We start from the raw sequence: 12,566 nt of genomic DNA, 5'->3' as shown, positions 1-12,566 counted from the left end.
ATGTTGTATCGAGTATCACAAAGCCCTAAAAAACAACAAGGCTTAGTTGCGGTGATGATTACCGCTGCCTTGCTGGTTTTTCTAGCTGTCTCAGCGCTAGCTGTAGACATAAACCATATGGTTGTAAATAAAACGCGCTTACAAAATGCAGTCGATTCTGCAGCGTTGGCTGCCGCAACCATATTAGACAATAGTAAAGATAAAGATGCTGTAGACGCAGAAGTTGGTACGGCACTCAATGCCATGGCGGCTTCAACAGGGAACCAAGAAATTGATTTCTCGACCGCTTCTATAAGCATTGATTATTCGAATGACCCACAGGATTTTACTGGCACGGCGACGTTCGGTGCAAATGAAGATGTTTATGTGCGAGTTCGCGTAGATGCACTAGAGATGGATGAGTTTTTCATTCATATGTTTGGCCTTGATAAGGCAGTATCAGCAAGTGCCGTTGCTGGCCCCAGCTCAGGTCAAGATGTAGTTAATAACGTGGTACCCATTGGTGTGTGTATTGGTGATGGCACTTCGGATAACGATATTGATCCAGAAGATGGCTATCACGATGTGACAGGTGAAGAGATAGTTAATGTATTTGGCTATGAAGTCGGCACCGTTCATGCTCTTAAAGTAGGGGATAACAAACTATCTGAAATGGGTAATGGTAATTATCACCTATTGGACTTCGGCTCTGGTGGTAAAACAGTTAAAGAAGGCTTGGGTGGGAACTATAGTTATCCTGTAGCGATTGGTGACAATATAACCACTAAACCAGGAGGAACGGTTGGTCCCACAGGCGATGGCCTGAATACTCGTTTTGGTGATTATGGTGGTGGCTTATCTGCATCTGATTACCCTTCAGATTATGTAACTACAGAACCTACCAATGAAATAACGATTGATGCCGGTACGGGAGAGATCGATTCTGACGGAAGTTATACCTATGCTCAATATGAGTCAGATACCAACGCCTGCATAGCAAACGGTGGTTCTGGGTGTGCATCTAATGGTGTCGCTTGGCGTCGTATTTTGCCAATTCCTATGGTGGATTGCTCTGGTAAAAGTGGTGGTGCAACTGACTTTACCGTGCACAAGATTGGCTGTTTTTTCTTGTTGCAAAAAGCACCAACTAACAACTCAGGTACACCCGCCGTTTTTGGTGAGTTTATCCACTCTTGCAGTGTTGCTGGTGGATCAGGTAGTACAACGTCGACAACAGAAGGGACTTATAAGATTGTTCTGTATAAGGACCCCGATAGTGGGGAATCTTGATCATGAAGCAATCTAATCAATTTCAACAGGGATTTGCTGCCGTAGAGATGGTCATTGCGACTCCCGTTTTACTGTTTTTTCTAGTCTTAGTTCTAGAGCTTGGCAATATTCTTGTTCACTACAATGTGATATCGAAGTCAGTGCAAAATGGCGCTCGTTATGCGGTTAGTGAAGTGTATGGAACTATTGGTGGAACCATCGCACCGACGTCTGAAATTCAGAATGTCGTGGTCTATGGTCAGAACAGCGTAGGAACAGCTGTATTATCTTCACTGACGACATCGGATGTGACTGTAACCCCTCCTTCAGGAGACAGTTATGTACGAGTCAGTGTGACGTATGATTATGTTCCACTCTTCTTGTCTATTCCTTTTTCGAACGAGAGTTTTGCTGTTCCATTAAGTGTGACTTCCGTGATGAGGGTGCTGTGATGATAAGACTTAAAAGACGAACCAAAGGGCTTGCCATTATTGAGTTCACTTTGGTCTCATCATTAATTTTTCTGCTGCTCTTCCTCATTTTAGCGTTAGGTGCCTATATATTTTCGCTGCAAATGGTCAGTGAAGCAACTAGGAAGGCTGCTAGGTTAGCGACGGTATGCTACGTCCTTGATAGAGATAATATTGCCGGAATGGTGGTGGATGATATTCCTCTTGTTGGGTTTACTAATGCGAACTTAGAAGTGGCTTACTTAGACGCGAGCGGGGTAGAGGTTGCTTCTGATTTTGAAGCGAACTTTGGTGATATTAAATTTGTGCGTGCTAGGGCTACGGGTTATGGCATTCAGCTAATCAGTAACCTAAGCTTTCTAGGAAATAATGGATTTCTAGCCGCCCCTGCGTTTGAAACAATACTACCAGCAGAAAGTTTGGGAGTGGTGAGGCCTCAAACTGAAACCAGCCCTAACATATGGAATAGATGCCCATAAGCGGTTATTTAAAAGGAGATAAATGTATGGGGGAAGCGATCAAAATAACGCCGAATGAAAACGATAAGGATATGACTCGTTTAAAAACAAATTTAAAGGTTTGGTTAGTTTACAGTACTGACGGCTTTCACTCGCATATGAGTCAAGAGCTAAAAAAATGCCGAAATGTTCATGTGACGTCGTTTTCTCTTGCGGCAATGAGTGAAGAGTACTTAAAAAGTGCGGATGTTCCAGAGCTTATTTTCGTTGAAGCTAATGGGAATTGGGCGCAAAAAATGGTTGAGTTGCAAGGGTATGATTTGTCTTTAGAAGACAAGGACTTGTCTTTAGTTGTGCTCGGTGATGAAAGTGATAATGGGTCACTAAAAATCGCCCTGCGTTTAGGGGCATCAGACTTTTTGTCTCACAATGTAACTCTATCGGACTTACTGCCACTCTTGAAGAAAACGGCCTCTGAAAAGCTTGAGAACTCCAGTTACGGAGAGTTTATCTTGTTTTTGAACACCAAAGGAGGGATGGGGGCAACCACTTTAGCGTTAAATACTGCTATTGAGATGGCCACGCAGCACCCTAACGAAGTACTTTTACTCGATATCGATCTTCAATTTGGCGTGATACCTGATTATTTGAACATAACCCCCACTTATAGTGTTTCGGATGCGATCAACAGTTCTAATGATTTGGATGAAATGTCTTTGGGGTCATTGGTAAATAAACACGAATCGGGTCTCCATGTTCTAAGCTTTAAGCATGAAAATAACGCAGATGATTTCGAACAGGCTCAGAAAATTGGCAGATTACTTCCAATTCTGCGTCGTTTTTACCCTTATGTGATCATTGACCTGTCTAGAGGCTTAGACCACGTGTTTGCATCAGCAATATCACCTGCGACGAAAGTACTTTTGGTTTTGCAACAAAGTTTAGTCTCAGTCAAAAACACCAGTCGATTAATTAAGTCTTTGAAGTTTGAATATGGCCTACAAAGCGACTCAATAGAGGTCATTCTCAACCGTTATGAAAAGCGACATTCAATTAAGTTAAAAGATGTAGAGCAGGCGGTGGGTAATCACAATATACATCTTATGCCTAACGATTTTAAAGTTGCGCTGGAGAGTGCCAACTTGGGGCAGCCGTTAGTTCAGTCGAGAAAGAAAAGCTCTATTACTCGCTCTATCATCGATTTGTCTCATGTTCTATCACCACCAGAACAAGAAGAGAAAGGGTGGCTGAAAAAGTTGTTTTCATAATGGGTTGATGAAAAGTAAACACGAGGGATTGTGATGTTCTTTAAACGAAAAAATGTAAATCCAGAGTTTGAAAAAAAAGTAGAACAGATTTCGCATGATTCAGAAGATGCCAATCCTGTTGACCGTTTATCCAATGTTGAGGTGTCTAGTCACTCTAGGAATACTGAAGCGAGCGTTGAAAAGGAAAAGGCGATTGATGAGGCTCGAAAGATTTTAGAGCAGGAACTGTCAATCAAACACTTCTTTCATAAGCAGTTGCTTGAGACATTGGATTTAGGATTACTTTCGAGCTTGGAGAAAGAGCGTGCGAAGTTAGATTTGCACGAAGCCATCGTACAGTTAATGGCTGAAGATGGTAGCCATGCTCTGAGTGCAGAAGGTCGAAAAAGGGTCATCAAACAGATAGAAGATGAGGTTTTTGGCCTTGGTCCGTTGGAGCCCTTATTAGCCGATCAAACCGTGTCAGATATATTGGTCAACGGCCCTAAAAGTGTTTACGTGGAGCGAAGAGGTAAACTTGAAAAAACGCCCTATACTTTTCTTGATGATCGCCATTTAAGAAACATTATTGACCGTATCGTCAGTCAGGTTGGTCGCCGCATAGATGAAGCGTCACCTATGGTAGATGCCCGTTTAGTTGATGGTTCACGTGTTAATGCGATTATCCCACCTCTCGCACTTGATGGTCCTTCCGTTTCTATCCGTCGTTTTGCTGTAGACCGTTTGACTATGGATAACTTGATTGACTATAACTCAGTGTCTCCTCAGATGGCTAAGTTTGTCGAAGCTGCGGTTAAAGGTGAATTAAATATCTTAATCTCTGGAGGGACTGGCTCTGGTAAAACGACAACACTTAACATCTTTTCTGGCTTTATTCCTAGAGATCAACGAATTATTACCATAGAAGACTCGGCGGAATTACAACTTCAACAACCTCATGTCATTCGTTTAGAAACTCGCCCTGCAAACCTAGAAGGTAAAGGCGAAATCAGCCAGCGAGAGCTCGTAAAAAATACCCTGCGTATGCGCCCCGACCGAATCGTGGTTGGTGAGGTTCGTGGTAGCGAAGCCGTTGACATGCTAGCGGCGATGAATACCGGTCATGATGGATCTCTTGCTACCATTCACGCTAATACCCCTCGTGATGCCTTAAGTCGTGTCGAAAACATGTTCTCGATGGCAGGGTGGAACATATCAACCAAAAACTTACGAGCTCAGATTGCCTCGGCTATCCACCTTGTTGTTCAAATGGAACGCCAAGAAGATGGTAAGCGTCGTATGGTGAGTATCCAAGAGATCAACGGCATGGAAGGTGAGGTGATCACAATGTCGGAAATATTCCGTTTTCAGCGTAAAGGTATTGATGAAGACGGCAATATTATCGGTTATTTCACGGCAACGGGGGTCGTTCCTCAATACCATGACCAGTTAGTCAAACGTGGACTCGACCTACCTTTCGAGCTCTTTAGTGAGACCAAAGGTTAAGGAGAGATTATGGACAATGTAAGCGTTTCATTAGGTCTATTATTCATTGCGGTGCTTTTTATCTCTCAAGCTTTGTTGCTCCCTGCTGCAGGGAAAAAAGCGAAGCACAAAGAGTTGTCTCGACGTTTGAAAGAGACGCAACGTAATATCGATGCAGAGAGTTTGTCATTACTCAAAGAACACTATAACAAAGAACTGTCCCCGCTAGATCGTAAGCTCATCGTTATTTCTTTCTTCGCTGGCTTGAAAAAAATGTTGGAACTAGCCGGTATGAAAGTGACGTTAAGCAGGTTCTTACTTATTGTTTCTCTTTGTGGTGTGTCACTCACGTTGATATCGATAATGACGAACCAAGTATGGTTCATCAGTGTTGGAGCGTTCATTTTTGTTTGGGTTATCGCTTATCTATTTGTGCAAAATCGAGTGACTTACCGAATGGCTCGATTTGAGGAACAACTTCCTGAGGCTTTAGATATTATTCGACGCGCATTGCAAGCAGGACAACCGCTCGTCCAATCATTCAATGAAGTTGGCGAAGAACTTCCAGATCCAATCGGTATTGAATTTAAAAATACCTATAACCTACTTAACTATGGTTATGACTTACGCTTAGCGATTCTACAGATGACAGAACGAGTACCAACCGTCTCAATGTTGGCATTTTCTAGTGCTGTAATGTTGCAAAAAGAGACTGGGGGTAACCTATCTGAAAACCTGCAAAAGGTATCTGAAGTACTTAGAGCGCGTTTTAAACTGGAAAGGAAAATCAAAACGCTCTCTGCTGAAAGTCGTTTATCCGCATGGATCTTAACGTTATCTCCATTTGGTTTGTTCTTCGCTTTAAGGGTCGCTAGCCCCGAGTATATAGAGCCACTCTATAAAGATCCTCGCGGTCTCTCGATGGTGAGTGTCGGTATTGTTCTTTTGGCTATCGGAGCTTTGTGGATTAAAAAGATCATCAGCATAGAGATATAACCTATGGAATTATTAAATATTGAAGTTTGGAAGCAGATGTTAGCTGACTTTGGAGTTAGCTCTCAGATGGTTATCTATTCGATGATTTTGCTTACAACAGTCTTGTTAACGCTAACGCTTGGATTTCTATTTTTAGGAGCTCGTTCTCCTTTGGACAAGAAACTGAGACAGATATCAGAAGACGGAGCACCGACTGGCAGAAAACCATACGACTTCTCGAATACGTTAGAATCATTAAGCCCTTTTATAAGTAAAGGTAATAAAAAAGATAATGAAACTTACTCGGAAAAGTTGATGCATGCCGGGTTCCATGAGAAGAGTTCGTTATCGGTTTTCTATGCGTTGAAGGTTTTATCTAGCTTAATCGGTATCGTCGCGGGCTTTATGGTTTATTACATAGCGTTGGGCGGAGATTATAATAATTTACTCATCATGACCTGTGTTTTTCTTGGCACATTCACACCTAATATTATTCTAAGTAAGCTACAAAAAGAGCGTCAGAAAAAAATCAGAAACGGCGTCCCTGATGCGCTTGATCTTCTTGTTGTATGTACTGAATCAGGGCTTGGCTTTAATGCAGCTCTTGGACGTGTTGCATCAGAGCTTTATATCTCTCAGCCTGAACTTGCGGATGAACTAGAGACTGTGTTTGCTAAAATTCAAGCGGGCGTCACTATGCCTGATGCGCTTAGGCAGCTTATCGAACGAACCGGTTTAGTCGAATTGGAAGGCTTGGTTTCTTTGCTTTCTCATGCATCGAGAATGGGCGGAAGTTTAGCGCAAACGCTCCGTGACTATACTGAAGATTTTAGAGATAAGCGTCAGCAAGCCGCTGAAGAAATCGCGGCGAAAATACCGACTAAAATGTTATTCCCCATGTTGATATTTATTTGGCCTTGCTTTTTCATTGTTGCACTTGGCCCTGGACTCTTGATCGTAATGGACGCATTAAGTGCGCCGGGAGCAAGTTTATGATGCTATACAATAAGTTTCTTCTACTACTATTGCCAATTTTGCTACTTGGTTGTGCATCTTCTGATGAACCAACCAACCAATTTGATGCCGAATTGTATTCGGGTAAACCAATCGATAGTTTGACTAGTGATGATCCGCCGCTAAATGAAAAAGAAGCAATTATGCGCGGTGACATTGCTCTGCGAGACAACAATATAGACTTGGCGTTGTATGAATACATACGCTCTTTGTCTTTTCCTGAAAAAGAATTTCACGATAAAACCCTGTTCACTATTGGGCAAATACATTCGTCTCGCGGTAACTCGGCGCTTGCCGAGAAAGCGTATTTGGCGGCCTTAGATTTCAATCCAGCACATACCGAGGTACTGGAGGAATTAGGCGTTTTGTATACGAAGCAGCGACGAACGGATGAAGGTCGAAGTTATTTCTTTAAAGCGATTAATGCCGACCAAGTTCGTTTGAAAAGCAGTGAAACGATTAAAAACCACCAAGCGTTAAGCCAAAGTGAAGTCGCTAGCTTGAAGGTTGACAGTATGTCTCCTGCATCAGCATATATGGGAATTGGTGTGTTGGAAGATGTCGACGGAAAGCATCAGATAGCTCAAGAGTACTTCAAAAAGTCACTGCAGATAGACAAAAACTCATTCAAAGCTCTGTTGAATATGGGCTACTCCCATTACATGTACGGCAATTACAAGGAAGCGTATCAGTACACGCGTTCAGCTCTAGAGTTAGAGCCAAATAGTGAGAAGGCCCAAAACAATCTAGCCCTCATTTATCTGGCTTCCGGTGATGTTAAGAAAGCCACTAATATGTTTATGCGACATATGGATACGCCTGAAGCGTTGAATAATGTAGGGTATTTCCTAATATTACAAGGTAAGCCGGATGAAGCCGTTCCTTACCTTCAGCAAGCAATAGACAAGAAACCATCGTATTACAGAGTTGCGAACGAAAACTTAAACAGAGCACTAGCGGAAGTGAGAGAGATGGAGCAATAGTCGTTTAAATTTTGGCTCAGTGAAAAGGATATTCATGTCGCCTAAAAGTGAGAGTTTTAATAAAGATATCATTGTTATCTCTGTCATTTGGCTAGTTTGTGCCACAGTGATCTTTATTTACAAGTGGGAGAGTGTTTCAGCTCTTAACCTGAATGATAATGACGACTATATGCGTTTCGTTCAATTTCAGGATTGGATGGCAACTGGACATTGGTACCTAGAGCCAATGAATAATTTTAATGCCGCTGATGGCATTGTTATTCATTGGTCTCGCTTTCCTGATTTAATCTTATCGCTCGTAGCTTTTCCATTGTTGTTTATCGTCGATGATAATCTTGCTTATACAATATCCATTTCTCTTGTCCCTCTGCTTTACTTGCTACTTTTTTCGCTGTCATGCTTTTACCTAGCTGACCACCTCTTCGGTGCCAAGTATCGCTTTATTAGTATGATGTTTGCGATTTCTTCGCCTTCAATTATCCATTTTTTACCCGGTTCTATTGATCATCACAATATTCAACTTATATTAGCAACACTGTTTCTGTCTTTAACACCTATTACTATTCATAATCTGAAACAATCATGGCGTGTTTACGCTCAATCTGCTTTTCTGTCTTTATCGTTGTGGACAGGAATGGAGAATATATTGTTATTTATGGCTTTCTTTGTTATTTATATGGTTTATTGCAGCTTTTTTCATAACGGATGGTTTAGTTACATCTCCAAGCTATACGTAACTTGTACTATTTTTTCTATTTTTGCTGTTTTATTAAATAGACCTTATGATGAGTTTTTTGTTTTAAAATATGATGAAATATCATTCATTCTCATTATTCTTTTTCTTAGTGGTTGGGTGTTTGTTAATATTTACAATCGACTGGCTAATGATGACATGAGCTTAAATAAAAGAATGTTATTGTTTGTTTCCCTTGGTTTGTTGTGTTTGCTTCCTGTTGGGATTCTTTATCCCTCGCTGACCAGTGCTTTGTTTATTGATTACCCACCGATACTTAAACTTTATTGGCTAGATCAGGTCACCGAGGCTAAATCTGTAGTTGATTACATAGAAATTAAAGGTTTCTTTTCTGTTGATAACTATGCCTTACTATTGGTACCCGCTATTCTATACCCAGTTTTAAGAATTAAAAATCACCACTGTACAGTACTGTATCTCATATTCATGTTTAATTTAGCTCTTGCGATGTTTTGGCAGGTTAGAGTAATAAGGTTGTGCTTTGTTTTAGCTGCACCTTTTCAAGCATATTTTATTATTAAACTATCTGAATATGTCAGAACCACAATATTAAAAATCATCATTATTTTTTCTGGATCTCCGTTATCGGTAGCATTTTTCATTATTGCATTGTCTCCAACAGGGGAAATTACCACTACCTTTGATGATGAATACAAGTCACCAAGTATCTTTAATGTACTAAAAGATAACGGTATTAACTCTCATACAATTCTTTCAGGAATAGAAACAGGTGCACCTGTATTGGCCAAAACGAACAACAATATAATCGCCGCGCCTTATCATAGAAATATTGTGGGTAACCAATTTTTAATCGAAGTGATGTTAGAAGAGGACATGCTTCTAGCAAGAAACAAAATAGTCGATAAAAAGGTTGATTATATATTGATCGGTAATGACCCTCATTTAACTCTCCTAAAGGACTCTGGAAGCGAGGACTCTTTAGTTAGGAGACTTCATGGGGATAATATTCCGGCTTGGTTAGACGTTACATATGATGGAATTGAGGATGGTTATCGAGTTTTTAAAGTAAGGAGTGAGCATGAATAAACAGAAAGTCGCAGTATTACTCCCATGTTATAACGAAGCCGGAGCCATTGGTGAAACGGTCACGTCTTTTCAACAAGCCTTACCTGATGCATCCATTTATGTTTATGACAATAATTCAACCGACAACACGGTCAACGAGGCGTTACAAGCAGGGGCGATTGTGCGACATGAGCCGCGCCAAGGTAAAGGGGAGGTTGTGAGGCGGATGTTTTCTGATATCGACGCCGATATCTATGTGATGGCTGATGGTGATGATACCTATGACGCCTCAATATGCCCCGAGCTGATCGACCAACTAAATAATGAAAAGCTCGATATGATCATTGGCAGTCGCGAGCGAACTTCAATGGCTTATCCCAAGGGACATATTTTGGGTAATAAGATGTTTTCGACTCTGATAAATAAAGGGTTCAATGCTCAATTGAATGACGTTTTCTCTGGCTATCGAGTGATGAGTCGCCGGTTTGTAAAAACGGTCCCTATTTTCAGTGATGGCTTTCAAATTGAGACGGAACTAACCGTGCATGCATTGCACCACAATATGTCGATCAAAGAAGTATCCACTCATTATCACTCAAGGCCTGAAGGCACGGCGAGTAAGCTGAACACCTTGAGTGATGGTCTCAAGATCCTCAACTTTATCTTGTTCTTATTGAGAGATGTGAAGCCGATGTTTTTCTTTGGCGTATTGTCTATGTTGTTTTGTGTCATCTCATTGAGCTTGGGGATTCCCGTTATTTTAGATTTTGTTGATACCGGGCTGGTAGAAAGGGTGCCAACTGCGATTTTGTCTAGCTCGATTGCATTAATTGCGGTGATGTCTTTTTTCTGTGGATTGATACTCGACAACGTGTCACGAGGTCGGCGAGAGATGCGAATTCTTTCTATATTAAGATGCAGTAATAACAAACCATTGGAATAGGATTCTGGTATGAGAATAAGCAAGGATGAAGATAAGGAATGGCTCGATTATTTGTCTCGTTTCAGTGATGAATACGATGAACGAGTTTATGAGAGCAATACTACGGGGTATGTGATGAGGGCCGGTCATATCGCGTGTGAAAGCCCCTTCGGAGAAGATAAGCATTTCCCCAAGGTATTAGAGGTAGGTTCTGGAACTGGTGAACACTTATTGCATGTTAAACACACCTTCGATGAATACATTGTTAGTGATGGTGATGCATCAGCACTCGAAGTAGCAGATAAGCAACTCAGTCGTATCAATTCTTATGACAAACTCACTTTTAACGTAACTAATGCTTGTGAGTTAGATTTTGAAAGCAACAGTTTCGATCGCGTGATCGCAACTCATATATTGGAGCACCTATACGAGCCTCATTTGGTGATCAAAGAGTGGCTACGAGTGTTAAAACCAGGAGGCACTCTGTCTATTTTGATTCCTACCGATCCCGGAATTGCTTGGAAGGTCGGTCGTTATATGACGACAAGAAAACACGGTTTAAAAAAGGGGTGGAATTACGATTACATAATGGCGAGGGAACATGTTAATCCATGTAATAACCTAATTGCCTTTTTAAACTATTACCTTCCTGACAATCAAAACTCGTTTTGGCCGTTGAGCTTTGCACCCCTTATCGACTGTAATTTATTCTTCAATTTTCATGGAATTAAAATTGTTTCTAAGCATTAGAGTAGGAAGAAGCAGTTAGCTTCCTACTCTAATGCTTAATGTTACAGATTGGTAATCGCACCCAATAACATGAAGATCCCCACTAAACCTACAATCGGCATCTTCACGGTTTTCAATAACCACACACCAACAATGATCAGAGCGAAGTCTAAGCCGCTACTCACTGCACTTGTGAAGATGGGTTGGTATAGAGCCGCAAGTAATAAGCCGACTACAGCCGCATTCACACCTGTAAGCGCCCCAGCTACTAGAGGCTTACTCGCAATTGCCTGCCAGTTCTTCAATACACCCAGTAGCAGCAAGAAGCCCGGTAAGAACACCGCAATCGTTGCGAGCAGTGCCCCTGTGATCGGTGCTGATGGCATTAATACATAACCTAGGTAAGTGGCTAACGTAAACATCGGTCCCGGTACGGCTTGCGCTGCGGCATAGCCTGTTAGGAAGGCATCTTGAGACAGTTGGTCACCAATGCCATTCTGTAGCAACGGAAGAACCACGTGACCGCCACCGAATACCAAACTGCCTGCTTGGTAGAACAAGCCAAATACTTCAATGCCTTGAGAGTAAGCACTGAATAGAGGCAGACCAACCAGTAAAGCAACGAAAATCACGAGTGGTGTTAACGATATCTTGTGCGTCGAAGGTGCTGCTTTTAATTCGTGTGAGGTTAAGAACTTACTGCCAACCATAGCAGCAAACAATAGAACTAATACCTGAGGCCAGATCCCAGGAATTAAAAGTAGAACAATCGCGGTTATCACACACAGTGCTGTTGCTACCTTTGATTGGCAAAAGTTTTTGTACATGCCGAAAGTGGCGTCAGCTACAACCACGACCGCGAGTAGCTTAAGTCCGTGGATGATTGAAATGAAAAGCGGCGCTTCTAACAACTGGTTGCTCACTAAGGCCAATATCAACATTAGGATGACTGAAGGGGAGGTGAAGCCGACAAATGCGGCAATCGCACCGGTTAAGCCACCTTTTTTGTAACCAACCGCGAAGCCAACCTGACTTGAGCCTGGACCCGGCAGAAATTGACTGAGGGCGACAATTTGCCCGTACTCTTCGTCGGATAACCAATTCAGTTTCTCAACAAAGGTTTTACGGAAGTAGCCAATGTGTGCCGCAGGTCCACCGAAGCTAATCCAGCCAAGCCAGAAAAAGGTTTTAAAAATTGAAAGCATGATCGATTCCAGATAAATGTTTAGCGTAATTTAGGTGGAGTTGAACTATG

Annotated in this window: 12 protein-coding genes; 11 read left to right on the top strand and 1 reads right to left on the bottom strand. The window is 41.8% G+C overall.

Annotated features, from left to right (window positions below; translation table 11 throughout):
• The 11 genes from AB6F11_RS00875 to AB6F11_RS00825 are packed head-to-tail and all read left to right on the top strand — an operon-like array spanning position 1 to position 11,332.
• Positions 1 to 1,269: a TadE/TadG family type IV pilus assembly protein gene (locus AB6F11_RS00875; protein WP_102393191.1), complete on the top strand. Its 1,269-nt coding sequence runs from the start codon at positions 1 to 3 to the stop codon at positions 1,267 to 1,269.
• Positions 1,270 to 1,271: 2 nt separating this feature from the next.
• Positions 1,272 to 1,700, top strand: a complete 429-nt coding sequence (locus tag AB6F11_RS00870; RefSeq protein WP_081229525.1) for a TadE/TadG family type IV pilus assembly protein — start codon at positions 1,272 to 1,274, stop codon at positions 1,698 to 1,700.
• Complete coding sequence (locus AB6F11_RS00865; RefSeq protein WP_170962339.1) at positions 1,700 to 2,197, top strand: TadE/TadG family type IV pilus assembly protein; 498 nt, start codon at positions 1,700 to 1,702, stop codon at positions 2,195 to 2,197. The genes AB6F11_RS00870 and AB6F11_RS00865 overlap by 1 nt, the downstream gene beginning before the upstream one ends.
• 26 nt (positions 2,198 to 2,223) lie before the next feature.
• Positions 2,224 to 3,444 (top strand): AAA family ATPase, encoded by a 1,221-nt coding sequence (locus tag AB6F11_RS00860; protein WP_102393193.1) that lies wholly within the window; start codon positions 2,224 to 2,226, stop codon positions 3,442 to 3,444.
• 33 nt (positions 3,445 to 3,477) lie between these two features.
• Positions 3,478 to 4,929, top strand: a complete 1,452-nt coding sequence (locus tag AB6F11_RS00855) for a CpaF family protein (protein WP_050644903.1) — start codon at positions 3,478 to 3,480, stop codon at positions 4,927 to 4,929.
• 9 nt (positions 4,930 to 4,938) lie between these two features.
• Positions 4,939 to 5,904 (top strand): type II secretion system F family protein, encoded by a 966-nt coding sequence (locus AB6F11_RS00850; protein ID WP_102393194.1) that lies wholly within the window; start codon positions 4,939 to 4,941, stop codon positions 5,902 to 5,904.
• A gap of 3 nt (positions 5,905 to 5,907) precedes the next feature.
• A complete protein-coding gene (locus AB6F11_RS00845) occupies positions 5,908 to 6,879 on the top strand; it encodes a type II secretion system F family protein (protein ID WP_017080031.1) in 972 nt (323 codons plus the stop codon).
• Positions 6,876 to 7,880, top strand: coding sequence for a lipopolysaccharide assembly protein LapB (locus AB6F11_RS00840; protein ID WP_102393195.1), 1,005 nt, complete (start codon positions 6,876 to 6,878; stop codon positions 7,878 to 7,880). Before AB6F11_RS00845 ends, AB6F11_RS00840 begins: the two co-directional genes overlap by 4 nt.
• A 34-nt stretch (positions 7,881 to 7,914) precedes the next feature.
• Complete coding sequence (locus tag AB6F11_RS00835; protein ID WP_102393196.1) at positions 7,915 to 9,681, top strand: hypothetical protein; 1,767 nt, start codon at positions 7,915 to 7,917, stop codon at positions 9,679 to 9,681.
• The gene (locus AB6F11_RS00830; protein ID WP_102393197.1) at positions 9,674 to 10,603 is read left to right on the top strand and encodes a glycosyltransferase family 2 protein; all 930 of its coding nucleotides are present in this window, start codon (positions 9,674 to 9,676) and stop codon (positions 10,601 to 10,603) included. Before AB6F11_RS00835 ends, AB6F11_RS00830 begins: the two co-directional genes overlap by 8 nt.
• Before the next feature lie 9 nt (positions 10,604 to 10,612).
• Positions 10,613 to 11,332, top strand: a complete 720-nt coding sequence (locus tag AB6F11_RS00825) for a class I SAM-dependent methyltransferase (protein ID WP_102393198.1) — start codon at positions 10,613 to 10,615, stop codon at positions 11,330 to 11,332.
• Positions 11,333 to 11,373: 41 nt separating this feature from the next.
• Here AB6F11_RS00825 and chrA read toward each other — a convergent pair whose 3' ends face one another.
• Positions 11,374 to 12,516, bottom strand: coding sequence for a chromate efflux transporter (gene chrA / locus AB6F11_RS00820; RefSeq protein ID WP_102393199.1), 1,143 nt, complete (start codon positions 12,514 to 12,516; stop codon positions 11,374 to 11,376).
• Positions 12,517 to 12,566: the final 50 nt, after the last annotated feature.

The organism is Vibrio sp. 10N.247.311.14, from assembly GCF_041467715.1.
In the GTDB taxonomy this organism is placed as follows: Bacteria; Pseudomonadota; Gammaproteobacteria; order Enterobacterales; family Vibrionaceae; genus Vibrio; species Vibrio crassostreae_C.
The sequence above is the reverse complement of the archived record's forward strand: the minus strand, read 5'-3'. Positions and strand labels throughout refer to the sequence as shown.

Coding starts and splice junctions, on each gene's coding strand:
- AB6F11_RS00840 (WP_102393195.1), top strand. CDS start 6,876: ATGATGCTATACAATAAGTTTCTTCTACTACTATTGCCAATTTTGCTA.
- AB6F11_RS00845 (WP_017080031.1), top strand. CDS start 5,908: ATGGAATTATTAAATATTGAAGTTTGGAAGCAGATGTTAGCTGACTTT.
- AB6F11_RS00865 (WP_170962339.1), top strand. CDS start 1,700: ATGATAAGACTTAAAAGACGAACCAAAGGGCTTGCCATTATTGAGTTC.
- AB6F11_RS00830 (WP_102393197.1), top strand. CDS start 9,674: ATGAATAAACAGAAAGTCGCAGTATTACTCCCATGTTATAACGAAGCC.
- AB6F11_RS00850 (WP_102393194.1), top strand. CDS start 4,939: ATGGACAATGTAAGCGTTTCATTAGGTCTATTATTCATTGCGGTGCTT.
- AB6F11_RS00875 (WP_102393191.1), top strand. CDS start 1: ATGTTGTATCGAGTATCACAAAGCCCTAAAAAACAACAAGGCTTAGTT.
- AB6F11_RS00855 (WP_050644903.1), top strand. CDS start 3,478: ATGTTCTTTAAACGAAAAAATGTAAATCCAGAGTTTGAAAAAAAAGTA.
- AB6F11_RS00870 (WP_081229525.1), top strand. CDS start 1,272: ATGAAGCAATCTAATCAATTTCAACAGGGATTTGCTGCCGTAGAGATG.
- AB6F11_RS00860 (WP_102393193.1), top strand. CDS start 2,224: ATGGGGGAAGCGATCAAAATAACGCCGAATGAAAACGATAAGGATATG.
- AB6F11_RS00825 (WP_102393198.1), top strand. CDS start 10,613: ATGAGAATAAGCAAGGATGAAGATAAGGAATGGCTCGATTATTTGTCT.
- chrA (WP_102393199.1), bottom strand. CDS start 12,516: ATGCTTTCAATTTTTAAAACCTTTTTCTGGCTTGGCTGGATTAGCTTC.
- AB6F11_RS00835 (WP_102393196.1), top strand. CDS start 7,915: ATGTCGCCTAAAAGTGAGAGTTTTAATAAAGATATCATTGTTATCTCT.